Raw genomic sequence first — 25373 nt, forward strand, 5'->3', positions numbered from 1 at the left:
TCTCCAGCGTTCCTGAGAGAAGGTGTCAGCCCTTGATGCCTGTCTGTGCGACCCCCTGCACCAGCCAGCGCTGGAGGAAGAGGAACACGAGCACCAGGGGCAGGATCGAGATGGCGGTGGCCATGAAGATCAGATGGAAGTTGACGGTCTGGTTGGTCATGTACGAGGAGAGCGCCACCTGGACCGTCCACGCCTCCTGGTCCTGGCCGATGACCAGGGGCCACAGGAAGGCGTTCCAGCCCTGGATGAAGGTGATGGTGGCGATGGCCGCGAAGAAGTTCAGCGAGTTGGGCACGACGACGCGCCAGTACGCGCCCCAGTACCCGAGCCCGTCCACACGCGCCGCCTCCTCCAGCTCCTTGGGGAACCCCAGGAAGTACTGCCGGAACAGGAAGCAGGTGAAACCACTGAAAAGCCCCGGAATGATGAGACCGCGGAAACTCGAGACCCAGCCGAGCGACGAGACCAGCACGAAGCTCGGTACGAAGGTGACGGCGGCCGGCACCATCAGGGTCACCAGGACCAGGTAGAAGATCTTGTTGGCGTGCTTGTACGGGATGCGCGCCAGTCCGTAGCCCGCCAGCGAACAGATCAGCAGGACGCCCACGGTGTGCGCGACGCCGACGATCGTGGAGTTCCACAGGGACGTCGCGAACGGCACGGTGTTGTCGCTGAACAGCTCGCTGATGTTGCCCCACTGGATGTCGGTGGGGAAGAACTTCCACTCCTCACCGGTGATCTCGGCGTCCGTGGACAGGGCGTTGCGGACGATCAGATAGAAGGGGACCAGGAAGAGGAAGGCCGCGACGCCAGTGGCGATGTAGAGGCCGGTGGAGCTGATGACGCTGCCGCGCCTGATGCGTTGCGGCTTGCTCTTGCTCACCCGGGGCGCGGTCTCCTTGATCGGAGGCGTGGTGGTGGTCACTTGTTCTCGTCACCCCTTCCGAAGCCCATGATCCTGCCCTGCAGCAGCGTCACCGTGCAGATCAGGGCGGTGAGGATCATCGCGCCCGCGCTGCCGGCGCCGTAGTCCTGGCTCTCACCCAGAGCCGTGTAGTACAGCTCCACGAGTGGTGGTCGGCCCCATGTCGTCTTCGTGATCAGGTTGAAGAACTCGTCGAAGGCTTGATACGCGGCCACAAGGAGCAGCAGGATCACGGCCGTTGACGTCGCCCGCAGCTGGGGCAGCGTGATGTACCAGAAGGTCTGCCAGCCCGGCTTGGCGCCGTCGATGGCGGCGGCCTCGTACAGCGACGGCGGGATGTTCTGCAGTGCCGCCAGGAACAGGATCATGTAGAAGCCGGCTTGCAGCCACAGTCGCAGAGTGACGATGACCAGCCAGTACCAGGGCGGATTGGGGTCGGCCAGCCAGGCGACGTTCTCGATACCGAACCAGCCGAGGACGGTGTTCATCAGCCCGAAGCGCACGCCGCTGAAGATGGACATCTTCCAGATCAGCGAGGCGGCGACGAAGCTGACTGCCGTCGGCAGGAAGAAGACCGACCGGAAGAACGCCTTCATGAAGCGCAGTCGGTGCACCATCAGCGCCAGGCCCAGCGACAGCGCCCAGGTGATCGGCACGACGATCGCGGCGAAGACGGTGAAGGTCCCCAGTGACCCGACGAAGTCGCCGTTCGTCAGCATGTACTCGTAGTTGTCGAAGCCGACGAACTTGTCCGGCGTGACCGTGTAGCGCGCTTCGTAGAAGCTGAGCCAGGCGCTCCAGAGGATGGGGATGTAGACGAAGATCAGCAGACCGATGAGGAACGGTCCGGTGAAGAGCCAGAAGTTGAACGTGGTGCCCCGCACACCCCGCCGCGGCTTGGTCTTGGAGACCTTGGCCGGGGCGGGGCGCGTGGCATCACGCGTAGTCGTGGTCGACATGTCGTTACCTGTCCGGCGGCCTATCCGAAGAGCTTCTTGAGTTCGCGGTTGACCTTCGCATCCGCGGTGTCGAGGGCCTTCTCCGGCTCCACGCCCTTGCGTACGACGTCGGCGACCACCTCTTCGAACGAGGTGATCATCGCCTGCGTCCAGTGCGGGTTCTCGAACCGCCCGTACTCGTTGAAGAACTTGACGCCCTCAGCCGGCAGACCCGTCTTGAGCTTGTCGGCGGACTCGGCGATCGACTTGCGCGGCGGGACGTGGAAACCGTAGCTGAGCGCCCAGTCCTCCTGGTGCTCCTTCTGGTCGATCCACAGCCACTTCACGTATTCCTTGGCCAAGTCGACGTTCTTGCCCTTGGCGTTCACGAACATCGACCAACCGCCGTTGAAGACGGACGGCTTGGCCCCGTCCGCGGCGACGGGGTAGGGGAAGATGCCGAGGTCGTCGCCGAGCGCCTTCTGCAGCGCCGGCATGGCCCACATGCCGCTCCACTGGATCGCGCAGAGGCCCTGGATCAGGGCGGAGGGGTCCCAGGAGTCGGCGGGCGCTCCGGTCAGCAGATGGCCGGCCTTGAACATCTTGCGGTACTTCGCCAGGTTCTCGGCCACCGCGTCCGTGTGGTACGCGATCTGGTTGTCGGCGGTGAGCTGGTCCGCGCCCGAGGACCACATCAGGCAGTAGTTCGTCTGGACCATGTCGTTGCCGATGAACAGGCCCTTGACCTTGTCGGTGGTGAGCTTGGCGGCGGCCTCGACGAGCTCGTCGAGCGTCTGCGGCACGCCGACGCCCGCCTTTTCCAGCACCGACTTGCGGTAGTAGAAGAACTGCGGGTCGTCGATCATGCGGACGCCCCATATCTTCCCGTCGATGGTGTGCGACTTGAGGTCGGCGGGGTTGAAGTCGTCCTTGACCGGGTTGACGAGGTCGCTCAGGTCCGCGACCTGGCCGCTCTCGATGAGCTGGAGCTGCGGGTGGAACTCGAAGACGTCGGGCGCGTTCTCGGTGAGCAGGGCCGAGAACAGCTTGCTCTCGAAGTTGGAGCCGGTGATCCACTGCGTGGCCACGTTGGCGCCGTCGAAGTCCTTCGCGTAACGCTTGATGGCCTCCTGCGTGCCGGCCTCACCGTACGCGTGGAAGTACTGCGTCAGGGCCTTGCCCGAGGCACCTCCCTCGGAGCGGCCGGTGTTGCCACCGCACGCGGCCAGCCCGCCGGCGGCGGCCAGGCCCATGGTGGCCCGGAGTATGGATCGGCGGTCCCAGTTGTTGCTCATTGCCGACATGCTGACGTCCTTGTCTCTTGTACGGCTGCGGCTCTACGGCTCAGCGCCCAGTAGCTCAAATTGGGTTGCGGCGGGACGTTAACCTTCGGCTAAGGCTTCGGCAAGGGGTTGGACGAAGTCTGTTCGAAGCGTTGTGTCCGGTTCGGAATTCCGAACGTGGGGCCTGGCGAGGGTGATCCCAGGGTCGGTTACTGCCTGGACCAGGTGCGCCGGTTGGGCCTCTGGTTGGACTTCTGGGTGACCGAGGACAGGGCGCCCTCGAGCGCGAACGTCGCCGCGCCGAGGCACACCGGATCGGTGGGAATGGGGGACAGGACGATCTCGGTGGCGGCCAGTGGCCGCTTCAGCGCGTGCCGGGCCACCGCCTCGCGCACCTCCTCGAGCAGGGGCTCGCCGAGGGCGGCCGCGACCCAGCTGCTGAGCACGACCACCTCGGGGTTGAGCAGGTTCACCAGGTCCGCGATGCCCGCACCGAGGTAACGGGCCGTGTCCCGGACCACCTTGACCGCCACCGGATCCTGGGCGGCGACTCCACGGGCCAGCGCGTCGATGGTCGCCGTCTGGTCCTCGGGGTGGTGCAGCGGACTGCGGGGGCTCAACTCCCGCAGGTTCTGCATGATTCCGGGCGCTCCCACATACGTCTCCACGCAACCGTGGTTGCCGCAGTGACAGAGCCGTCCGTCCAGTACGAGCGTGGTGTGGCCCCATTCGCCCGCGCTGTTGCTGACCCCGCGATGGAGCCCGCCGCCGAAGGCGAGTCCGGCGCCCACTCCGGTGCCGAGGTTCACCACCACGGCGTTCCCCCGCCCGCGGGCCGCGCCGAACCACAGCTCGGCGACCGCGCAGGCGCGCAGCGGATTGTCGAGATACAGGGGATACGAGATGTGCTCGGCGAGCAGATCGAGCAGCGGCACGTCGTGCCAGTCCCAGTTCGGCGCGTACTCCGCGATGCCGGTGGCGCGGTCCACCTGCCCCGGCACGCTGACCCCGACCCCGAGAACACGCGCGCCCTCGACCCCGGCCTGCGCGACCACCGACCCGACGGCCGTGGCGACATGCCCGACGACCTGCACCGGGCGGCTCTCACCGGGGCGCATGTCCTCGTCCGCGCGGGCCAGCACGTTCAGCGCGAGGTCGAACAGCTCGACGCGTACGTACGTCTCCGCGATGTCGACGCCGATCAACGCGCCCCCCGACGCGTTGACGGCCACGAGGCCCCTCGGGCGGCCACCCGCCGAGTCCTCGAACCCGACCTCCGTGAGCATCCCGAGGTCGAGCAGCTCACCGACCAGCGTGGCCACCGTGGCCAGACTCAGCCCGGTGGCGGCCGCCAGCTCCTGCCGGGACGTGGGCGACTCAGCGATGATCTGGCGCAGCACCTCATAGCGGTTCGCGGTACGTATGTCGCGGGATGTGCGCTTCACCGGGTGGCCCCCTCGATCCCTTCAAACCCGTGCCGAGCCACGTCGGCCCCGGCGCGGCGCAAGGCTATGGCCTGCACCGGAGTTTCGACAAGGGGTTAGGAAAGGGGTTGTAGAAAGACAGGGCTTACTTGGCGGATGCCTGGACGTCAGACGCCGAGCACCTCGCGGACGAAGGTGTTCCGGAACGTGCCGGTCGGGTCCAGCTCCCCGGCAAGCGCCGTGAACGCGTCGATCCGCGGATAGCGTTCGCGCAGCGCGGCCGGTGGGGTGGTGAACACCTTGCCCCAGTGCGGGCGCGGATCGAAGGGAGCGAGTGCCTCCTCGACGCGCCGCACCACCGGCAGTACGGCCGCCGTGTCCTCGACCCAGGTGAAGTGGAACGCCACGGTGTCCCGCCCGTACGCGGGACTCAGCCACTGGCTGTCGGCGGCGACCGTGCGGACCTCGCAGATCTGCAGGACCGGCGCGATCGTCTCGCGGATCGCGTCGAGAGCGTGCAGGGCGTCGAGCGCGTACGGGCGCGCGAGCAGGTACTCCGACTGGAGCTCGGCGCCGCTGCTCGGGGTGAACTCGGCGCGGAAATGCGGCAGTCGCTCATGCCAGGGACCCGGCACACCGAACTGCTGCGTGCAGTTCTCCGCGGGCATCCCCGGCACGGGGTGCATGGCCTCGGTGGCGGGCGCGGCCCACGGGAAGTCGTGCAGCGGCTGGTCGGTCCGGCGCTTGACCCAGGCCTGTACGAAGCCGGACCGCTGCCAGTCGGTGAACAGGCTCACGCTGTACGCCGCTGCCGACACCGTCTCGAAGTCCAGCCCGGCGAAGGGGAGTTGGCCATACACCTGCTGGGCGACCTCGAAGTCCGGCTCCAGGTCGAGGGTGAGCGCGGTGACCACGCCGAGCGCGCCCAGGGAGGTCACGGCGCCGTCGAAGCGGGCGTCGCCGCGGGTGATCGTCAGCAACGATCCGTCGGCGGTGACCAGTTCGACCTCGCGTACGGCCGAGGCCAGCGAGCCGTTGCCGTTCCCGGAGCCGTGCGTGCCGGTCGCCACCGAGCCCGCGACCGAAATGTGCGGCAACGAGGCCATGTTGTGCAGGGCGAGCCCATGCTCATGGACGCGCCGGGCCAACTCCGCGTACCGCACCCCGCCCGCCACCCGCACCGTACGAGCAGCCGTGTCCACCTCGACCGACGGCGGCAGCGCGGTCAGCGAGACCAGCACGCCCTCGCTGCCCGGATCGGCGATCTCGTTGAACGAGTGCCCGCTGCCCAGCACCCGTACCCGGGCACTTTGCGCGACGAGCGCGCGCAACGCGTCGAGCGAGTGCGGGCGGTGCAGCTCCTTGGCGGAGTAGGTGATGTTGCCCGCCCAGTTGGTGACGGGCTCTGTCATCCCTGCCATCCGTCGTCCCTCCCCAGGAAGCCCTCTGTTGTAGGTGGAAGCTACCTTGACGGGCGGCTGGGTGCCCTCGGCGGGTAGGGCGGCGGTGTTCCCAGCGCAGAGTCGGCTGGCCACCGATCGCGTAAACATGTGACTTCGGGTCACCTTCAGGCGAACCGCGCTGGTGTCGGGTCCTCCGGACTCCTGCCAGGCCTTTGTTCTGCCCATCGAATTACGTGACCACGGGGGCGAGTCACTGCGAGCTGTCCAGTCGCATGAGGACGGAGTACGCCGACTCGGCCCGGCGCGCCGGTACGGCGTCAGGGCGTGCGTGGTCCAGGAAGCTCTGAGGGGTCCCGGCGGACGTGGATCGTCACTGTGCCGCAGTCACAGCGTCACGCACGTGGCGGGATCGCAGATAGCCGCAGGACGCATGGTTGTTCGGCGAGGGATTGTCCACCCTGATGTCGGCGATCACCTTCGCCGCGCCCCTGAAGTCGTCGGCCAAGGTGGTGTCCAGCGTGACGAGGTCAAGCGGGTCGGCAAAGTTCGTCCACAATCGTACCGGGGCGGGAATGCGCAGGGGCCGGGTGATGACGTCCTGGATCTCGGTGTAGCCCAGGGGCGAGCCCAGCGTGATGAACAGCGGGACGTCCTTCTGAGCAAAGCCGGCCTCGCTGAGCACGTCGTAGGCAACGACAGTGCCAAGGCTGTGGCTGATCACCACGACGGGTCCGGCCACGGCGTCGAGGGTCGTGCGCAGTCGGTCCCTGATCCTGTCCTGAGCGCTGGTGAAGAAGTACCCGTTGGCGTCCGGGATGAGGTGCCGCAGCAGTTGCCGCAGCAAGAAGCGGCGCAGCGGTCCGGGCAGCGGCAGCAGCTCGGCGACACCGGCGGCGGGGCGGACGCCTGGGGTCGGGGCGAGGCCCGTCGGGCTCGCGGCGCGGGCCGCCATACTGATCGCCAGGGAGAGGGCAAACTCCTGCCCGTCCGAGTCCATCTCGCCAAAGGCTTCGCGGGCTTCGGCGTCCTCGAGGAGTGCGGTATCGGCAAACGCGTCGGACACGAGCGCCGCCAGGGCACCGGTCGCGCCGCACGCATCGGCTGCGATCGCGGCAGGCCGGTCGTGCAGCAGGTCGGCGTAGTAGACCATCCGGGTGCGCTCTCCCATGTCCCGTCCGAACAAGTCCTCGTCCCAGGCGCGCTTCAGGTCGGACTCCGGCGGTTTATTGCCAGCGCCATGCACATAGATGAACGTGGCGGAGTTCGCATTGAATTCCATAGCGGAAATCTCCCTTCCGATTTCCTGCCGCGGAGCGCGGTCGCGGGGAGCATCCCGCTCCAGCGGCTTCCGGTCAACCCGCCACAAAATATTGGTACAGGCAGACGCGGTTGCCCGTTCGACGCGCTCTTGATCCCTGTGATTCCTGCGGAAGCAAGGAATGAATCATCGCTGACGGGCAGCCCGATTGATCTCGCGGCGACGACGAAAAGTGGGAGACGAGATTCCCGCTCTCCGGGGCTAGCCAAAGTCCTGTATCCGCGGGACGCTGCGAAACTCACAGGCGTGAGCCAGGGAGAAGTGATCAGCATGCCCGACGGCAAACATGGGCTCGATTATCTTCGGCAGTTCGGCTACCTCCCGGACGAAGCCGCCCTCGACTCTCCCCAGGGCGCGGCGGCCGTCCGGGCGTGCCAGGCCATGGCCCTGCTTCCGGCCACCGGGGAAGTCGACGCCGAGACAGAGAAAGTGTTCGAACGGCCGCGCTGCGGGTTCCCGGACCGGCAGGGTGCCCTTGAGGCCGGCATCGGCACCTTCGTTGCCTTCGGCACCGTATGGGATCACGCGGTCCTCACGTACCGCGTAAATAATCTCTTCCCCCGACTTGGACCGCGATCGGCAACGCAGCCTTATAGCCGTGGCCTGGGATCGCTGGGCAGCGGTGGTTCCCTTGGTGTTCCAAGAGACCACAGAGGCACCCGACATCGAAATTCTCTTCGGCGCCCTCAACCACGGCGGCAATTTCCCGTTCGACGGACCCCAAGGTGTACTGGCACATGCGTTCTTCCCGCCGCCTAATGCCGGGGGCCTGGCCGGAGATGCGCATTTCGACGAGGATGAGACGTGGCAGGAGGGATTCACCGCCCAAGGCTTCGACCTGCTGACGGTCATGGTGCACGAATTCGGTCACTCGCTGGGCCTGGCGCACACCTCGGTGCCGAGTTCGACGATGAACCCCTTCTGTCCGACGCCGTCGGTCCCCGCGGCGGACGACCGTGCCGGAATCTGCTGTTTCGCTGTTTTCCCAGGCCGATGGTCCCGTGCTCCCGCCCGATCGTGACCTCTTGTACGCCGGCCACACGGGCAGACCGTGAATGCCGGCCCCCAGGGCCGTAAGAAGCGCTCCGCTCGAGGTGACGCCGGCGGTCCTGGCCATCTCCTGCTTGTCCGGTTCGTGGGTCGCTACACATAGTGATCGTTGAGTCCCCAGGGAGTTCTCGTGTTCACCGTTGTCCTCGAGACCCGGACGGCCGCGCCCGGGCATGTGGTTTCTCTTCGTACCTCGAAGAACTGGAATGCGGACATCCCTGGCTGGTTCTCGGACGGGCAGTGGGTCTTCACGCTCGACGAGCGCGACTACGAGGGGCAGTTGGAGTTCAAGCTCGTGCTGGACCGCACCACCTGGATGGCAGGGCCCAACCTGATCGTGGCGACAGCGCCCGGCGCAACCCACCGTTACACGGACGTCGAGGTCGCCTTCGCCGCCGAGGGGAAGGTGGTCGCGGAATCCGGCCGGGTGCAACGAGCTCTCGTCCAACCCGAGTACGACGAAAACCACATCTACGACGTCATAGTCGTCGGCTCCGGCTTCGGCGGCGGGATCCTCGCCGATCAGCTCGGCGACCGCGGCGCGGACGTACTCGTACTGGAACTCGGGTCCTATCTGTTCCCCACCCATGTCGCCAATCTTCCCCGCCGACTGCGCACCGGAGTCTTCGACAAGCATGTATGGGGGCTGTGGCAGGACTTCCGCACGGTCAACTACACCAATGGCCCGGGATCCGACTTCCAGGGCGCCCAGGGATTCAACCTTGGCGGACGGTCTGTCTTCTGGGGCGGCCTGATCCCCACAATGAGTGCCTGGGAACTCGCCGGCTGGCCCCAGGAAATCCGCGACCACCTCCTCGACGTGGGTTACCGGCACGCACAGGACGCCCTCAACCGGACCACCCCGGTCGCCTCGGCCTACCAGGAGGACACCAAACGGCTGCTGACCACCACACTGCCCGACCACGAGCACCTCGACGCACCGGTGGCGGTCCAGTACCAGGGCTACACCTCGGCGTCGATGCCCGGGGGAATGTTCTCCACCGCCGACCTGCTACTGGAGAGTCTGTTGGTCCAGGACAACACCCCGCCACCAGGCAGGCTCACCGTCAACCTCAACCACGCGGTCCGCGAGGTGCTCACCGACGGAGACCGCCAGGCCAGCGGCGTGCGCTGCTTCGACCTCCTCAACTGGCGGGAACGCCGCTACCGGGGCCGGAACATCGTGCTGGCCGCGGGGACCATCGAGTCGGCGAAAATCGCCCTCCAGTCCCGGCTGAAGGACCCCAACCAGCTGATCGGACGTGGCATCACCGACCATCCGATCCTCTACACCCACTTCTCCCTCCCCTTCGCCTCGCCGCACGCCGTGCCCGCCTCCAGTGCCAAGGTGCTGTCCCGGTACCGCCACGCCACGGCCAACGACCACCCCTACAACGTGGTGCTGGAACTGGGCGCGGACTTCAACCAGGGCCGTTACGCCGATCCCGACAACCTCGCGCAGCACCGCAAGGACAAGGCCGACTCGGTGCTGTGCGAACTCGTCTTCCTGCTCCACGCGGATCTGCAGAACGACAACCGCGTCGAACTCGGCGGCTCACCGGATGCCCCCGTGACCGTCCAAGTCCGGCCCGCTTCCGTCGCGCAGGAGGTCCGGGAGCAGATCGAGCAGGTCCAACAATCGGTCTTCGCCGCCTTCGACGCGCAGCGGGTCGGATTCGAGGACCTGTCGCTGAAGACGGCGTCGCTGGGCGGAGTGGCCCATGAGGTCGGCACCCTGCGCATCGGTGGTGTCGTCGACAGCGACCTGCGGTTCCTCGGCTACGACAACGTCTACGCCTGCGACAACTCGGTGTTCCCCACGTCCCCGGCCGCGAACCCGTCCCTGACACTGACCGCACTCGCACTGCGCCTGGCGGAACACCTGACACCGACGGGATGAGACCGCGGACCGGCGGTGGCAGACCAGGCATCTGTCGGCAACTCAGTCAGTACTTGACCTTGGCGTCGCCAAGATCCCCGACAGAGTCTCTCACTGCGGATGCCGCCTGATCGGCCCTTGGCCTTACGCGCCACCCGCGCGCAGCCCTGGCCGGAGGGCTGCGCGCTGCCAGGCGCCAGAAAGCGCTTTCATGTCCATTGACCCCCTCGCTCGCAGACCCATACCGTAGAGACCGGTTGTCATAGACCGTTTGCCATACCCACCTCACCGAGCTGGAGGCCAGTTCGTTGCCCGAGCATTCCCCGGGGAGCTCCTCACCCCAACGTGGGCGTCCCGTCGCGCTGTTCGCGATGAGCGCCGAGAACCTGTCGCAGGTCTTTCCGTCGGAGGTGCTGGCCCGTCTGCGTGAGGCCGTAGAAATCGATCCCACTCTGGTGGTCGAGAACAGCTTCGCCGACCCGCGCGTACGGGACGCGCTCGCCAGGACAGAGGTCCTCGTCACCGGCTGGGGCTGCCCCCGCATCGACGAGGCGGTGCTCGACGCGGCGCCGAAGCTGCGGGCGATCCTGCACGCCGCGGGCTCCGTGAAGGGCTTCACCACCCCCGCCGTGTGGGAGCGCGGGATCGCCGTCTCCTCGGCCGCCGGCGCGAACGCGCTGCCCGTCGCCGAGTACACGCTCGCCATGATCCTGCTCGCCGGCAAGGACCTCTTCACGAGCAGGGAGCGCCTCAGAGCCGAACGGGCCCACCCCGGCTGGGGGATCGTTCCCGGCATCGGCAACTACGGCCGACGCGTCGGCGTCATCGGCGCCTCTCGCATCGGCCGCCGCCTCATCGAGTTGCTGCGCCCCTTCGACCTGCGGCCGAGCCTCACCGATCCGTACGTCGACGAGGACGGGGCCGCCGCACTCGGCGTACCCCTGTTGCCGCTCGACGACCTGCTGCGGACCTCCGACATCGTCACCGTCCACGCCCCGGACACACCTGAGACCCGCCACCTGATCGGTCGCCGCGAACTCGCCCTGATGCCGGACGGATCCGTCCTCATCAACACCGCGCGCGGCGCGCTCCTCGACCACGACGCGCTGGTCGATGAACTGCGCGCCGAGCGGATCAGCGCGATCCTCGACGTCACGGACCCGGAGCCGCTGCCCGTCGACTCGCCGCTCTTCGACCTGCCGAACGCGTTCATCACCCCGCATCTCGCCGGCTCGCAGGGCAACGAGGTGGCGCGTCTCGGGCTCACCGTCGTCGAAGAGGTGGAGCGGCTGCTTGCCGGTCGCGAACTCGCGCACCGTGTCGACCACTCGGAGCTGGGACGCGTCGCATGATCATCGCCGCAAGGAGTGGTCGTCGGCGCCCGTGCCGCGTCTCGTAGGGTGACGCGCACCAATGCGGGGAGGGGGCCGAGCGGTGGCCAAGAAGACGGAGCCCGAGGCAAACAGGGACGCGTCCACGGTCCGGGACGTCGCCGCGAGGGCGGGGGTCTCCGCATCGACGGTCTCGCGTGTCCTCGGCGGCACCTACCCCGTCGCCGCGGCCACGCGCGCGCGGGTGCTCAAGGCCATGCGCGAGCTGGACTACGTGGTCAACGCGCACGCCCGCGCGCTCGGCGGCTCGACGAACAAGACGGTCGCGTTCGTGGTCGACGATGTGACCGGGCCCTTCTACGCCCATATCGCGCGCGGGGTGGAGGAACAGGCCTCCGAGGAGGGCCGGCTGTGCATGCTGTGCACCACGCACGGCGACCCGAAGCGGGTGCTCGCCGTCGTCGAGACCATGCGTGAGCAGCGGGCCGACGCCGTGATCGTGGTCGGCGGCGCCTGGGAGGACAAGGCGTACCAGGACCGGATGACGCACTTCGCGCACGCCCTGGACCGGGTGGGTTCGCGGCTCGTGCTGGTCGGCAGGCCGCCGCTCGGGCCTGGCATACCGGCCACGGTCGTCGAGTACGACAACGAGGGCGGCGCCTTCGCCATGACCACCCACCTGCTGTCGTCGGGGCACCGGCGCATCGCATACGTGGGCCGGATGCCCGGCCTGTCCACCAGCGGCCAGCGGCTCAGCGGCTTCACCCGGGCCCATGAACTGCTCGGTCTCACGCCTGATCCTGAGCTGATCGTGGACGGTGCCTTCTCGCGGTCGGTCGGCTATCAGCTGGCGCGTCAACTCCTCGCGGATGGAAGGGAGTTCACGGCGGTCTTTGCGGCCACGGACATGGTTGCGGCCGGGGTGATCCAGGCCTTGCGGGAGGGTGGGCGGCGTATCCCGGATGACGTTGCCGTCGCGGGGTACGACGACATTCCCGTGGCTCGGGATGTCTATCCGGCGCTCACTACCGTCAACGTTCCGCAGGAGGAACTGGGACGTGCTGCGGTCCGGCTGGCGCTGCACCGGGATGAACTCCCTGACAGTCAGCACCTGGTGCTTGGTACGCATGTGGTGCTGCGTGACTCGACCCGTCGGCTCAACCGCTGAGTTCGGCTCAGCCAAGCCCCCGAGTTCGACTTTCTCGGACAACCGGTTTCTAAGATCAGGGTTGCCGTTCCGGCCACTACCGGGATTCATCCGCGGTGCACCGGCCTTCAGGCCGGTGGTGAAGTGGATCTCGCGATGGCGTCGCGATGGCGTTCTGGGGGAGCCGGGCAAGGCTTCACGCGGGCCGGTTCTGCTGCTCGATGTACTGCCGGACGACGGTGAGGGGTGCACCGTCGACGGTGCCGGCGAAGTAGGACCCGGACCAGAATTTGCTGGCCCGCCAGTAGTACCGCACGAGATCGGGGAATTCTCCCCAGCCTTCGGCCGGGAGGTACCCCCTGGCGCAGGCGGCGGGAGGGCACGCCCTTGAGGGAGTTGACGAGCTTGGTCCGGCGGCCTTGGGCGGAAAGTTCACCAGCAGATGCACGTGATTGTCCTCGCCGTGGAACTCCACCAGCTCGCACTCGAAGTCCGCGCAGACCACCCCCATGATCTCCTCCATGCGCCGCAGATGAGCATCCGCGAGCACCTTGTGCCGGAACTTGGTCACAAAGACCAAATGAACGTGCATTACGAAACACAGTGCCGACCAGTTCGGATGTTCTGCCTCTCCGTCATCATTCAAGTGCGTAGGGTGAGGATCATGCGGCTTCGGTACGGCTTCCGCCTGTACCCGACACCGGGCCAACGCGTCGCGCTGGCAAGGGCGTTCGGGTGCGCCCGCGTGGTGTTCAACGACGCGGTGCGTGCTCGTGAGGACGCCCGCGCGGCGGGCAGGCCGTTCCCGAGCGCGGCCGAGCTGTCCCGCACATTGATCACCCAGGCCAGGCAGACCGCCGAGCGTGCCTGGCTGGGCGAGGTCTCCGCGGTGGTGCTGCAGCAGTCCCTGCGCGATGCCGAGGCCGCCTACCGCAACTTCTTCGCCTCACTCAAAGGGCAGCGCAAGGGTCCGAGACTGGGCGCACCGAAGTTCAAGTCGCGCAAGGATGCCCGGCAGTCGATCCGGTTCACCGCGAACGCCCGCTGGTCCATCACCCCGACGGGTCGGCTCAACCTCCCGAAGATCGGCGAGGTGCGCGTCACCTGGTCACGGACTCTGCCGGTGGTCCCGTCCTCGGTCACCGTGATCAAGGATGCGGCGGGCCGGTACTTCGCCAGCTTCGTCATCGACACCGACCCGGCCGTGGACCTCCAGCGGATGCCCGACGCCGAGGCGGGCATCGGCATCGATCTCGGGCTGACCCACTTCGCGGTGCTGTCCGACGGCACGAAGATCGACTCCCCGCGGTTCCTGCGCCGGGCGGAGAAGAAACTCAAGAAGGCCCAGCGGGAGCTGTCCCGTAGACAGAAGGGATCCAAGAACCGGGAGAAGGCCCGCCGGAAGCTCGCCCGCGCGCATGCGCAGGTGACTGACGCGCGCCGCGAGTTCCACCACCAGCTCTCCACGCAGCTGATCCGCGAGAACCAAGCGGTCGCCGTGGAGGACCTGGCGGTGAACGGACTCGCGCGCACCCGGCTGGCCAAGAGCGTGCATGATGCCGGCTGGTCCCAGTTCGTGCACATGCTGGAGTACAAGGCGCAGCGGTACGGGCGCACCTTCGTCAAGGTCGGCCGGTTCGAGCCCACCAGCCAGGTCTGCTCCACCTGCGGTGCCAAGGACGGACCCAAACCCCTGAACGTGCGGGAATGGACCTGCCCGGCCTGCGGCATCGTCCACGACCGCGACCACAACGCCGCAAAGAACGTGAAACAGGCCGCCGGACTGGCGGATTCAGCCTGTGGAGCGCCGGTAAGACCAGAACCCGTTCTGGCACAGCGCGACGAAGCAGGAAGCCACGGAAGCCCGCCCAACGCCCGTGCCGCGTAGCGGCACAGCACCGAGCGAGCAGGCCAGAATCTCCCTCCCTCAGGAGGAAGAGCAAGTCAATTCTTCGTCTTCAACACGACGCGCAAGGTGTACGGCAACGAGCGCACGTACGACGTGAAGATCCCGGCGGGCCACTCGGGCTCCACCGTCCTCGACCTGGTCAGCGGCAAGGAGCTGGCGATACGGGGCGGCAGGGTGACCGTACCGGCGAAGACCGGTGTGGTGCTGAAGCTGTCGTCGGCCGACGTTCCCCAACTGCCGCCCGCTCACGTCGACTTCGTGCACGCCCTGCCGGGCGACGGCGCGGTCACCGTCACCTGGCAGACCACGGCCGGTGCCACTCATTACGAGGTCAGGCGGGCCACGCGCCGACCCGGACCGTACGCCCTGATCGCCGAGAAGGTGACGGGCAGGCACTTCACGGACCCGGAGGTTCGTACCGGCGAGACGTACTACTACACGGTCACGGCCGTCAACGAGGTTGGTTCCGGGGCGAGTTCACATACGATCCGCACCAAGCTCCCCGCCTCCGTCTCGCCGGGTCTCGCGAGGTCCGGCTGGCGCGACGACGCCCTGGGCACCGCCCGCTCGGGCAGCGCGGCCGTACGCGGATCGACCGTGCGCGTGCTGGGCGCCAAGGGCGACGGGCTCGGCGAGGGCGACGACTACCAGCTCCTGAAGCGCACCATCGAGGACGAACTCCACTTCGTCAGCCGCCCGTTGCCCGGCAGCTTCACGCTGACCGCTCGCCTCGACACCGCCCGAGGTCCGCTGACCGGGCTGATGCTCCGCGACAAGTTGGACCCCGACATCCGCCACGTCTACTTCGGCGCCGACGCGGACGGCAATCTCGTATTCCACAACCGCACCCGCGACAGCCGCCACGACTGGCAGGACGATCTGCGCTCGCCCATCACCCGCAAGCCCGAGGGCCAGACCCTCGCCGCCACCCCCTGGCTCCGGCTGGTCCGGGACTTCGCGACGCACCGCGTGCTCGCCCAGGTGTCGGCCGACGGTTCGGTGTGGCTGACGGTCGGCTCGCTGTTCACGCCGTTCCCGTACGCCGTCCATGCGGGCGTGGCGGCCACCGGGGATGCCACGTTCGCGAAGGTCGCGGTCGATGTGCTTGCGGCCGGTGCGGTTGTTGTCTCGGTCGAGCGGGATGCCGATACCGCGGTTGTTCGCTGGAACAAGCCGGAGGATGCGGTGGCGTTCACGTTGTCCCGCTCGACGGACGGTACGCAGTGGGAGGTGCTGGAGAGGGGCACCCGCTCGTACACGTACAAGGACGAGGGGCTGCGCCACGGAAGGCGCTACTACAAGGTTGCCGCCCAACTCGTCGGTGGTGGCACGCGTGAGACGACCGATCCCGTGGTCGTCTCCGCCGAGACCTTGGCCCAGGTCATCGCCCGCGCCCGGAAGGCGGACGTCTCCGAGTGGACGAAGAAGTCGTACGCGGCCTTTGTCGCCGAACTCGATCGCATCGAGAAGGGGGTGGGGGAGGACGAGGACACCCGTATCGACCAGGTGTACGCGGCTTACCAGCTCCTCGTCTCCATCGAGACGCTGCTGCGGAAGTTCGAGGTCACGCCGTCGATGGTGCAGGCGTCGACCGTCGCGTGGCCGGGCACGGGGACGACGGCGTCGAACGGATGGCGGGCCTTCGACGGTGACACGGCCACGTACACCGACACGCTCGCCGCGGAGAGCTGGATCGACATCGATGCGGGGGCCTCCGGGCCGATCACCGTGGACCGTGTCCGGCTGTATCCGCGGGTCGGGCAGCTGAGCCGCGCCAATGGGACCGTGTTTCGGGGCTCGAATGATGGCGGGGCCACGTGGACGGACTTCCACACGGTCAGCGGGGTCAACGCTGCCGAGTGGTACGAGTTCAAGCTGCCTGAGCGTGCCTCGTACCAGCGGATTCGCGTGTACGACGGCCACAATGGCCGCTGCAACATCGCGGAGGTGGAGTTCTGGTACCAGCTGCCGGATGAGGAGTGAGGGCCGCGGGTCCCGCGAGGGGCCCCGGCACCGCAGCTCCGCAGGCAGAGGCATACCGTGAGAGTCGAGCACGGGAGCCAGAAGTGCACGGGAGCGAGGAGGTCGGGATGGGCAGCCGTACCGCACTGGTCGAGGATCTGATGGAGCGGTTCCCGCATGTGCCGCGGGAGGCCGTCTTCAAGGAGGACCTGCTGCGTGGGGGAGTGGCCTTCGACGACTCGGCGCTCAGCGACAACGAGGGCGGTGACGTCAAGCCGAAGTCGTACTTCATCTTCTCCTTCGACCACGGGACCCTGCCCGAGCTGGGCGAGGCGGCTCTCCGGCGCCCGCCCGAGGAGATCATCCTCACCGGAGGCCCGTACGACCTGCGGCGGACCGTCGTCTCCGTACGCGTCAATCCGTCCTCGCCCTACCGGGTGGCCTCCGACGAGCACGGCATGCTCGGGCTCTATCTCGACGGGAAGCGGATCTCGGACGTCGGGGTGCCGCCGATGCCGGAGTACTACCGGCACACGCTCGCCAACGGGAAGTCCGTGATGGAGGTGGCCCCGACGATCCAGTGGGGGTATCTCATCTACCTGACCGTCTTCCGGGTCTGCCAGTACTTCGGTGCCAAGGAGGAGTGCCAGTACTGCGACATCAACCACAACTGGCGCCAGCACAAGGCGGCGGGCCGCCCGTACACCGGTGTGAAGGACGTCGAGGAGGTCCTCGAGGCGCTGGAGATCATCGACCGGTACGACACGGCGAAGGTGTCCACCGCGTACACCCTCACCGGCGGCGCCATCACCTCGAAGGTCGCCGGGCGCGACGAGGCCGACTTCTACGGGCACTACGCCAAGGCCATCGAGGAACGCTTCCCGGGGCGGTGGATCGGCAAGGTCGTCGCGCAGGCGCTGCCGCGTGACGACGTACAGCGCTTCAAGGACTACGGCGTGCAGATCTACCACCCCAACTACGAGGTGTGGGACCGCCGTCTCTTCGAGCTGTACTGCCCCGGCAAGGAGCGCTACGTCGGCCGCGACGAGTGGCACAAGCGCATCCTCGACTCGGCGGAGATCTTCGGCGCGCGCAACGTCATCCCCAACTTCGTCGCCGGCGTCGAGATGGCCGAACCCTTCGGCTTCACGACGGTCGACGAGGCGATCGAGTCGACGACCGAGGGCCTGCGCTTCTTCATGTCGCACGGCATCACGCCCCGGTTCACCACGTGGTGCCCCGAGGTGACGACGCCGCTCGGCAAGGCCAATCCGCAGGGCGCTCCGCTGGAATACCACATCCGGCTGCTGGAGGCGTACCGATCGACCATGGAGGACTTCGGGCTCTCCTCGCCGCCCGGATACGGTCCGCCCGGGCCGGGGAACGCGGTCTTCTCGGTGAGTTCGTTCATGGACAGCCTGCCGGCGAACGAGGAGGCGCAGGCGGTCTGAGGGGCGCGCGGTCTGAGGGGCGCGCTGCGGGGCCTGTGCGGGCTGGTTCGGGGGGCCTGTCTGGGCTGGTGGGGCGGGGTTTGGGGCTGAGGGGATGGGGCTCATGAGGCACCAGAGCCAAGCACATATGCAAGTGACGCTTGTCAGTTGTGTGGGAAGCGTGGAAAACTCTGGTCCCCGTTGAGTTGTCCCCACTCAACTGTCGTATTGCTCTGGTGAGTTGACTCCCCCTTTTCCGGATGCAGGTGAAGTCCCGCTCATGCCTGACCTGCCGACCCCTCAAGACGCCGCCGAGGCCACGCTGTTCTCGGAATGCTGGGACGCGGTGCTGTCGTACGCCGATCTGTGCACCGCCGGTTCCGCCGGTGCCCGACAGCTGGCCTCCGAGGCGTTCTCCCATGGGATACGTGAGGTGCGCGCCACCGAGGACAGTGGTGGCAAGAGCTTCGGGCGCCGGTTGCGGACGCCCCGGCTGCCCCGAATACCCCTGTTACTGACCTCCGTACGCCAGACGGCCGCCGGCTGGGAATCGAAGGGCCAAGGAGACCGCCTCGACCCCGACCTGCGACTGTGGCTCAACTCCGAGAAGGCGGAGCGCTATTCGGGACCGCCCCTGCAACGACCGCTCGCGCTGCGCGCGCTCAGGGACATGCAGGAAGCGGACGCGGCGCTGCTCTGGCTGGCCGAGGTCGAGGCGATACCGCTGCCCGCCGTGGCCAAAAAGCTCGGCCTCGACCCGGAGGGCGCCGCCGAGGAACTCGCCCAGGTGCGTGGCGTGTTCCGCGACCGCTGCCATCGCAACCACCTCGACACCCCGCTCGAAGCGGAGTGCCGCAGCTATGCCCGGCTCCTCGACGCGGTCACCCGCTCGCCCGTCGCCGACGCCCCCGCCGACCTCTCCCGCCACCTCGCGCGCTGCGTCCAGTGCGCGGAGGCCGCCGCCTGTCTGCGGCTCGGCGGCGGCGCCGGGCTGCCCGCGGCCCTCGCGGCCGGCGTGCTCGGCTGGGGCGGGCGCGCGTATCTGGAACGGCGGCGCAGGGCCGTGGAGTCGGGGCTCAGCCGGTCGTCGAGTACGGACCTGGACGAGGTGTCGGCGCCGGAACCCGAGGAGGCGGCCAAGACCCGGATCGGCCGCGCGGGGCTGCTGGTCGCGGCCGTCATCGTGTCCCTGCTCGCGCTCGTGGTCTCGCTGGGGGCCTTCGACTCCGACAGCGACTCCGTCGCACAGGACGGGGTCGCACAGGACGGGCCGGTGTCGGACCGTCAGCCGGTGGGAGGTCAGGTGCCCCCGGCGGACCTCCTGCCGTCCGCCACGACGTCCCCCGCTCCGAAGCCCTCGGAATCCGACCCGTCCGACCCAGAGTCGGGCTCGGACGGCGACGAGGACGGGGACAAGCAGCCGGGCAAGAAGCCCCAGGGCGAGGCGACGGCCTCCGACGAACCCGAACCCGAACCCGAGCCCACGAAGCCCGCCTACTGCAAGGCCAGTTACGACCTGGTCAACCAGTGGCCGGACGGCTTCCAGGCCACTGTCACCGTCACCTCCACCAAGGCCCTCGAGGGCTGGCGCGTCGGCTGGAAGTTCCGCGACGGCCAGCGCATCACCCAGATGTGGGACGGCACCGTCGACCAGGACGGCTCCCGGGTGACCGTCACCGCCGCCGACTACAACAAGTCCGTACCCGCCGGCGGCAGGCTCGCGGTCGGCTTCCTCGCCTCGTGGGAGGGCGAGAACTCGGCGCCGTACGACGTCACGCTGAACGGGCATGGTTGCACGGAGACGAACTGAGGGGCTCGCTTCGGGGAGAGCCTCGGGTCTGGACGTGAGGCGCACCCTGGGCGAGGAAGGAACGGAAGCCCAGTGACGACCGGAGTGATATCGCTCAATGTGTGCTGCGGGCTGTCGTCCTCGCTGCCGTCGGTGAAGGAGCGGGCGGTCGAGTTCTGCTCGGTGCTCGAAGCTTCGGACGCCGGCATTGTGAACTTCCAGGAGGTCTGGACTCCTGGGCTGCTCCGGGTGCTGCGCAGCCGGTTGCGGTCATTCCCGTTCGTAGCCGTCAGAGTCGGCGTGGCCGGTCAGCCGGCCGGGGGACTGGTGTCGTTCTCGCGGCTGCCTGTCCGGTCGGTGTCGTACGTGTCGTTCCGCGGCGCACGTCCTCGGGCGGGCGGGGCGCTCTTCCGGAGTGCCGTGGCGATCGGAAGCGGTCTCCAGGGAGTGCTGACCTTCGAACTGACGGGACGTCGGACCGTCCTTGGAAACGTCCATCTGAGCGCCAACAGGGACGGTGACTGGAGCGCCGGAAACCGGCACCATGCCTTTCAACGAACGCAACTGCAGATGTTCCAGCGAACGCTCCGGCGGGCCCGTCGACCCGATACGGAACTCGCGGTCGCCAGCGGCGACTTCAACGTCTCCAGCGACAGTCCGCTCTACCCGTTGGTGGCGGACGGAGGCACATGGCGGGACGCGTTCGCAGAAGATGACCGGCCGACCTACCACCCCGAACTCCTGCCCAGCGGCAAGCGGGCGCACCGCATCGACTACGTGCTGGTCGCGGGCGATCCTGAACGTTCTCCGGTGACCGCGACCTCGCTGTTGTTCACGGACCGGGTTCAACTGGCGGACGGGCGCAGCACGTTCCTGTCCGACCACGCGGGGCTCAGGGCCGAGGTGACGCTTCCCGGGCCCGCGGCGTAAAGCGTGTGGGGTCCAGAAATCCTGGACGCTCAGGGGAGTGAGCCTGCGCGCGGATCGCCGTTCCGTCGCAGCCACTCGTTGCCGGCGGTGCGCATCGTCAACAGGGTCCGGGACGAACCGGGTTTCCCTCTGACGGTCCGCAGGGTCTTCGAACATCCGGCCATCGCCGGGACCGGTCGGCTGATAGACGAGGAGACGTGACGACGGTCCGGCCGCCGTATCACTCCGGACGCGGTATCTCTTCCAATCGCGGGGCCCGCCGGATCGTACGGAGGTTCGTGGCCAGAGCGGCCAGCGCGATCATGAACACGGCGTAGGCCACCAGCGTCCCCCGCGCGCCGAGGGCCTGGAGCAGGCTGCCGGCGGCCAGCGACCCGAGAGGGATCGCCCCCCAGATGATCAGCCGGGCGGCGCCGACGGTTCTGGCCTGGAGACGGTCGGGCGCGAGCGCGTAACGGTACGACGTGAGGACCACGTTGAAGGCCGGCTCGGGCAGTGCGGTCACTGCCACTACCGCGCCGAGCGCCAGCGGCGAGGGCAGCCACACCAGCGCCACCATGCCGCCGGCCCACAGCCAGAGCGACCCGAGCACCACCAGCCGTGGAGTGAGGCGGCGTTGCAGCCAGGGAGCGGCGAACGCGCCGACGATCGCCGCGCCGCCGGGCAGCGCCAGCATCACGCCGATCAGCGACGCGGATGCACCCAACTGCTGGGCTCGCACGATCAGTACGAGCGTCAGTGAGGCGAGGACGAGATTGACCGCGCCGGTCAGGGCCACCAGGGCCCGCAACAGGTGCTGGCGCCACAGCCACGCCAGGCCTTCGGCGACGTCGGTGAGCAGTCCCCGACGTGGTTCCTTCGCACGCCGTTCCTGCAACCCGGGCCGTACGAACAGCATGGCGAGAAAGCCGAGCATGTAGGAGAAGAGGTCGAACACGAACGGCAGCGTGTGGCCGACGGCGAACAGTGCGCCGCCGAGCGGGCGTCCGGCCAGGTCCGCGCCCAGTTCGCGGGCCTGGTTCTGGGCGAGTGCGGTGGGCAGTTGGGGCCCTGGGACGATGTGCGGCAGGGCGGCGGACTCGGCGAGCTGAAAGAACACGAAACAGGAGCCGTCCAGGAAGACGACCACGAGCAGAGCCGCCACACTGACCCGATCGACCGCCAGCGCCAGCACCACGAGCCCCAGGAGCACCACCCGAACGCCGTCGGCGGCCAGCATCACCCGCTTACGGTCCCAGCGGTCCACCAGCGCCCCGGCCGGTAGATACAGCACCAGAAACGGCAGCGTCTGGGCGAACCCCACAAGCCCGGCCTGAAACGGTGAACCCGTCAGCGCGAGCACCAGCAGCGGATACGCGAGCGTGGTGACCCGCATCCCCACGGTCGAGACGACCTGACCGCTCCACAGCAGCATGAAGTCCCGGTTGCGCCACAACGGCCGCGTGGCGGCCGGCGACGCGAGACGTTCGCTCATCGCTGCAACTGCCGGGTGCACCGGACAGGCACCTCACGGGACGCTCTGCTTCCCTTGCCGCTCCCTGGTAAGCCCATCCTTCCAAAGGTGGCGTGCCACCCCCGGCCTGTCCAGTACGGTCGTTGGCCGTGTACGGCACTCCGGGGTGTGCCGTAATTCGATGGCGTTGTGGCCCGGGTGTCTCTAGTGTCGGTGCTGTTCGTGCGGTGGCTGTTGGCTGCCGCTGTCGGCTGAGTGAGGAACGGGAGGTGTGACCGATGACTGTCTTCGTGATGGGCGCTGCCCGCATCCGGAAGTTCATCAAGTACACCTCTGTGGCCACCGGCTGACATCTTCCCGGGGCCACCCTCCGAAGGGTCACCCCCTTGTCTTTCTCTTCTCGTTCTCTTTCTCCGCACCCGCTCGCGTCCTACGGCTGGGACGACGCGTGGGCTGCGGAATTCGCCCCGTATCTCGAGCGGGGGCTGGTGCCCGGGCGGGTCGTCCGGGTCGATCGTGGGCAGTGCGATGTGGTCACTGCCGATGGGCTGGTGCGGGTCGACACCGAGTTCGTCACGCCGAACGATCCGCTGCGGGTCATCTGCACCGGCGACTGGGCCGCCGTCGACGCCGGCGGCGACCCCCGTTACGTACAGGCGTATCTGCCGCGCCGTACCGCCTTCGTGCGCTCGACCTCCTCGAAGCGGTCGGAAGGGCAGATCCTGGCTGCCAACGTCGACTTCGCGGTGGTCGCGGTGTCGCTGGCGGTGGAGCTCGATCTCGGGCGGATCGAGCGGTTTCTGGCGCTTGCCTGGGAGTCGGGGGCGCAGCCGCTGGTCGTGCTGACCAAGGCGGATCTCGTGCCCGATGGGGCGACGCTGTCGCATCTGGTGCAGGACGTGGAGACCACCGCGCCGGGTGTTGCGGTGCTGCCGGTCAGTTCCACCGTGGGGGATGGTCTCGATGTCCTCGCCGCGGTGGTCTCCGGGGGTACGTCCGTGCTGCTCGGGCAGTCGGGCACCGGTAAGTCGACCCTCGCCAACGCCCTCCTCGGGGAAGAGGTGATGTCGGTCCAGGCCGCGCGTGACGTGGACGGGAAGGGGCGGCATACGACCACGACCCGCAACCTCCTCGTGCTGCCCGGCGGTGGCGTTCTCATCGATACGCCCGGGCTGCGGGGTGTGGGGCTCTTCGATGCCGAGGTCGGGGTCGGGCAGGTGTTCTCGGAGATCGAGGAGCTTGCCGCGTGCTGCCGCTTTCATGACTGTGCGCATGTGGCTGAGCCGGGGTGTGCGGTGTTGGATGCCGCGGAGTCGGGTGTGCTGCCGGAGCGCCGTCTCGACAGCTATCGCAAGCTGTTGCGCGAGAACCAGCGGATCGTTGCCAAGACGGATGCGCGGGCTCGGACGGAGCTTCGGAAGGAGTGGAAGCGGCGGGGGGCCGAGGGGCGGGCCGCGATGGAGGTGAAGCGGGGGCGCCGGCGCTGAGCCTTGGCGGGTGGGTGCGTGGGGGTGGGTTTTCTTTCCCCAAGCCCGCCCCTTCCCGGCTGTATCAATTTGCGGCTCCGCCGCGTGAGGGGGCTGCGCCCCCAGGCCCCCCGCCAGGGGGTGGGGTGACATGTCGTATCGCGGCTGCGGGTGCGTCGTGGCTGGTCGCGCCCGCGCGGCGGAGCCGCAAATTGACACAGCCCCGCGCCCCTAAAGGCAAAAGCCTGCGGCTCCACGCATCCGTGCTTGCCCACGGCGTCCGAATCCCGCCAGTCCAGCGGTCGGCGCTCCCGCACACTGGAGGTGTGGATGACGAGACCCGCTACGAAGCCGTACGAAGTCGGGACGCTCGGTTTGACGGGGAGTTCTTCTTCGCCGTCGAGACGACCGGGATCTACTGTCGGCCCAGTTGCCCGGCGGTGACGCCCAAGCGGCGGAACGTGCGGTTCTACGCGACGGCCGCCGCGGCGCAGGGCGAGGGCTTTCGGGCGTGCCGGAGGTGTCGGCCCGACGCCGTGCCCGGTTCCGCGGAGTGGAATGTGCGCGCGGACGTCGTGGGGCGGGCCATGCGCATGATCGGGGACGGGGTCGTGGACCGCGAGGGTGTCGCCGGGCTCGCCGTGCGGCTCGGGTACAGCGCGCGGCAGGTGCAGCGGCAGCTCACCGCGGAGCTGGGGGCGGGCCCGGTGGCACTGGCGCGGGCCCAGCGGGCGCACACCGCGCGGGTGCTGCTGCAGACGACGGAGCTGCCGATCACGGAGATCGCTTTCGCGGCCGGGTTCGAGAGCGTGCGGCAGTTCAACGACACGATCCGTACGGTGTACGCCTCGACGCCCAGCGAACTGCGCGCCGCCGCGCCCCGCGGACGCGGTGCCGCCTCCCGCAGGGCGGCCGCCACCCCGTCCGCCGGCATCCCGCTGCGCCTCGCGCACCGCGGCCCGTACCAGGCCGCCGCCGTCTTCGACCTGCTGGCGGCCGAGACCGTACCCGGCGTCGAGGAGGTCGCCGGAGCCCCGGGCGACCGTACCTACCGCCGCACCCTGCGTCTCCCGTACGGCACCGGAATCGTCGCCGTCAGCGAGCCCCGACCCACCAAGTCCCGCTCCACCGAGCCCCGCCCCGGCGGCTGGCTGGACGCCCGGCTCCACCTCACCGACCTCCGCGACCTCACCACCGCCGTACAGCGGTTGCGTCGGCTCTTCGATCTCGACGCCGATCCGTACGCCGTGGACGAACGGCTCGCCGCCGACCCCCGCCTGGCACCGCTGGTGGCCGCGAGGCCGGGGCTGCGTTCGCCGGGTGCCGCCGATCCGGAGGAGCTGGCGGTGCGCGCGGTGGTGGGCCGGGACGAGGCCGAGCGGCTGGTGCGGGCGTACGGGAAGGCGCTGGACGCGCCCTGCGGAACGCTCACGCATGTCTTTCCCGAGCCGGCCGCCCTCGCCGAGGCCGAACCGGACGGCACCCTCGGCGCCCTCGCCGCCGCTCTCGCCGATGGCCGCCTGCGGCTCGACGCGGGCGCCGATCGCGACGACGCGAAGGAGGCCCTGCTAGCGCTCCCCGACATGGATCCCCGCACCGTGGCCGCCATCCGCACCCGCGCCCTCGGCGACCCGGATGTGGCCCCGCCGGGCGAATCAGTTCCCGACACCTGGCGACCGTGGCGCTCCTACGCCCTGCGGCATCTGCGGACCGGCGGTCAGCACGTCCCCTGAGAC

The 25373-nt window shown here is 68.4% G+C and carries 20 protein-coding genes; 11 read left to right on the forward strand and 9 right to left on the reverse strand.

Going from position 1 to position 25373, the window contains the following annotated elements; translation table 11 throughout:
* Positions 1–25 precede the first annotated feature (25 nt).
* The 7 genes from IEZ21_RS22690 to IEZ21_RS22720 form a co-directional block, all read right to left on the reverse strand.
* Complete coding sequence (locus IEZ21_RS22690; protein WP_033326321.1) at positions 26–925, reverse strand: carbohydrate ABC transporter permease; 900 nt, start codon at positions 923–925, stop codon at positions 26–28.
* Entirely contained in the window at positions 922–1884 is a 963-nt protein-coding gene (locus IEZ21_RS22695) for a carbohydrate ABC transporter permease (RefSeq protein WP_189323751.1), read from the reverse strand. The genes IEZ21_RS22690 and IEZ21_RS22695 overlap by 4 nt, the downstream gene beginning before the upstream one ends.
* Before the next feature lie 20 nt (positions 1885–1904).
* A complete protein-coding gene (locus IEZ21_RS22700) occupies positions 1905–3167 on the reverse strand; it encodes an ABC transporter substrate-binding protein (RefSeq protein ID WP_189323752.1) in 1263 nt (420 codons plus the stop codon).
* Between the two features lie 188 nt (positions 3168–3355).
* Positions 3356–4591 (reverse strand): ROK family transcriptional regulator, encoded by a 1236-nt coding sequence (locus IEZ21_RS22705; protein WP_189323753.1) that lies wholly within the window; start codon positions 4589–4591, stop codon positions 3356–3358.
* 146 nt (positions 4592–4737) lie between these two features.
* Complete coding sequence (locus tag IEZ21_RS22710) at positions 4738–5982, reverse strand: FAD-binding protein (protein WP_281399475.1); 1245 nt, start codon at positions 5980–5982, stop codon at positions 4738–4740.
* 361 nt (positions 5983–6343) lie between these two features.
* Positions 6344–7252 carry a hypothetical protein gene (locus tag IEZ21_RS22715; protein WP_189323755.1) on the reverse strand — a complete coding sequence of 303 codons (909 nt, stop codon included), beginning with the start codon at positions 7250–7252 and terminating at the stop codon, positions 6344–6346.
* A 240-nt stretch (positions 7253–7492) separates the two neighbouring features.
* Positions 7493–7816 (reverse strand): hypothetical protein, encoded by a 324-nt coding sequence (locus tag IEZ21_RS22720; RefSeq protein WP_189323896.1) that lies wholly within the window; start codon positions 7814–7816, stop codon positions 7493–7495.
* Between the two features lie 40 nt (positions 7817–7856).
* Between IEZ21_RS22720 and IEZ21_RS22725 the strand changes: the two genes are divergently transcribed.
* From IEZ21_RS22725 to IEZ21_RS22740, 4 genes are all read left to right on the forward strand, one after another.
* The gene (locus IEZ21_RS22725) at positions 7857–8312 is read left to right on the forward strand and encodes a M10 family metallopeptidase domain-containing protein (protein WP_189323756.1); all 456 of its coding nucleotides are present in this window, start codon (positions 7857–7859) and stop codon (positions 8310–8312) included.
* A 159-nt stretch (positions 8313–8471) separates the two neighbouring features.
* On the forward strand, positions 8472–10241 hold the full coding sequence (locus IEZ21_RS22730; RefSeq protein ID WP_189323757.1) for a GMC oxidoreductase: 1770 nt from the start codon (positions 8472–8474) through the stop codon (positions 10239–10241).
* A gap of 350 nt (positions 10242–10591) precedes the next feature.
* Positions 10592–11572, forward strand: coding sequence for a hydroxyacid dehydrogenase (locus IEZ21_RS22735; protein WP_189323758.1), 981 nt, complete (start codon positions 10592–10594; stop codon positions 11570–11572).
* A gap of 82 nt (positions 11573–11654) precedes the next feature.
* Positions 11655–12719, forward strand: a complete 1065-nt coding sequence (locus IEZ21_RS22740) for a LacI family DNA-binding transcriptional regulator (protein WP_246568034.1) — start codon at positions 11655–11657, stop codon at positions 12717–12719.
* Positions 12720–12894: 175 nt separating this feature from the next.
* Here the strand turns inward: IEZ21_RS22740 and tnpA are convergent, their stop codons facing one another.
* Positions 12895–13290 carry an IS200/IS605 family transposase gene (gene tnpA / locus IEZ21_RS22745; protein ID WP_246568036.1) on the reverse strand — a complete coding sequence of 132 codons (396 nt, stop codon included), beginning with the start codon at positions 13288–13290 and terminating at the stop codon, positions 12895–12897.
* 72 nt (positions 13291–13362) lie between these two features.
* Between tnpA and IEZ21_RS22750 the strand changes: the two genes are divergently transcribed.
* The 5 genes from IEZ21_RS22750 (at position 13363) to IEZ21_RS22770 (ending at position 20718) form a co-directional block, all read left to right on the forward strand.
* Positions 13363–14586: an RNA-guided endonuclease InsQ/TnpB family protein gene (locus tag IEZ21_RS22750; RefSeq protein WP_189323760.1), complete on the forward strand. Its 1224-nt coding sequence runs from the start codon at positions 13363–13365 to the stop codon at positions 14584–14586.
* Positions 14587–14673: 87 nt separating this feature from the next.
* On the forward strand, positions 14674–16590 hold the full coding sequence (locus IEZ21_RS22755; RefSeq protein ID WP_189323761.1) for a fibronectin type III domain-containing protein: 1917 nt from the start codon (positions 14674–14676) through the stop codon (positions 16588–16590).
* 107 nt (positions 16591–16697) lie between these two features.
* Positions 16698–18020, forward strand: a complete 1323-nt coding sequence (locus tag IEZ21_RS22760; RefSeq protein WP_189323762.1) for a radical SAM protein — start codon at positions 16698–16700, stop codon at positions 18018–18020.
* A 259-nt stretch (positions 18021–18279) separates the two neighbouring features.
* A complete protein-coding gene (locus IEZ21_RS22765; protein ID WP_189323763.1) occupies positions 18280–19809 on the forward strand; it encodes a cellulose-binding domain-containing protein in 1530 nt (509 codons plus the stop codon).
* A 72-nt stretch (positions 19810–19881) separates the two neighbouring features.
* A complete protein-coding gene (locus IEZ21_RS22770) occupies positions 19882–20718 on the forward strand; it encodes an endonuclease/exonuclease/phosphatase family protein (RefSeq protein WP_189323764.1) in 837 nt (278 codons plus the stop codon).
* 220 nt (positions 20719–20938) lie between these two features.
* On the opposite strand, the gene IEZ21_RS22775 is transcribed toward IEZ21_RS22770, so the two are convergent.
* On the reverse strand, positions 20939–22192 hold the full coding sequence (locus IEZ21_RS22775) for an MFS transporter (RefSeq protein ID WP_189323765.1): 1254 nt from the start codon (positions 22190–22192) through the stop codon (positions 20939–20941).
* 365 nt (positions 22193–22557) lie between these two features.
* On the opposite strand from IEZ21_RS22775, the gene rsgA reads away from it, so the two are divergent.
* On the forward strand, positions 22558–23658 hold the full coding sequence (gene rsgA, locus IEZ21_RS22780; protein WP_189323766.1) for a ribosome small subunit-dependent GTPase A: 1101 nt from the start codon (positions 22558–22560) through the stop codon (positions 23656–23658).
* Between the two features lie 305 nt (positions 23659–23963).
* On the forward strand, positions 23964–25370 hold the full coding sequence (locus IEZ21_RS22785; RefSeq protein ID WP_189323767.1) for a bifunctional transcriptional activator/DNA repair enzyme AdaA: 1407 nt from the start codon (positions 23964–23966) through the stop codon (positions 25368–25370).
* Positions 25371–25373: the final 3 nt, after the last annotated feature.

The organism is Streptomyces flaveus (assembly GCF_014647675.1).
Taxonomy (GTDB): Bacteria; Actinomycetota; Actinomycetes; order Streptomycetales; family Streptomycetaceae; genus Streptomyces; species Streptomyces flaveus.

Coding starts and splice junctions, on each gene's coding strand:
- IEZ21_RS22700 (WP_189323752.1), bottom strand. CDS start 3,167: ATGTCGGCAATGAGCAACAACTGGGACCGCCGATCCATACTCCGGGCC.
- IEZ21_RS22765 (WP_189323763.1), top strand. CDS start 18,280: ATGCCTGACCTGCCGACCCCTCAAGACGCCGCCGAGGCCACGCTGTTC.
- IEZ21_RS22735 (WP_189323758.1), top strand. CDS start 10,592: ATGAGCGCCGAGAACCTGTCGCAGGTCTTTCCGTCGGAGGTGCTGGCC.
- IEZ21_RS22750 (WP_189323760.1), top strand. CDS start 13,363: ATGCGGCTTCGGTACGGCTTCCGCCTGTACCCGACACCGGGCCAACGC.
- IEZ21_RS22775 (WP_189323765.1), bottom strand. CDS start 22,192: ATGAGCGAACGTCTCGCGTCGCCGGCCGCCACGCGGCCGTTGTGGCGC.
- IEZ21_RS22695 (WP_189323751.1), bottom strand. CDS start 1,884: ATGTCGACCACGACTACGCGTGATGCCACGCGCCCCGCCCCGGCCAAG.
- IEZ21_RS22715 (WP_189323755.1), bottom strand. CDS start 7,252: ATGGAATTCAATGCGAACTCCGCCACGTTCATCTATGTGCATGGCGCT.
- IEZ21_RS22710 (WP_281399475.1), bottom strand. CDS start 5,982: ATGACAGAGCCCGTCACCAACTGGGCGGGCAACATCACCTACTCCGCC.
- IEZ21_RS22760 (WP_189323762.1), top strand. CDS start 16,698: ATGGGCAGCCGTACCGCACTGGTCGAGGATCTGATGGAGCGGTTCCCG.
- tnpA (WP_246568036.1), bottom strand. CDS start 13,290: ATGCACGTTCATTTGGTCTTTGTGACCAAGTTCCGGCACAAGGTGCTC.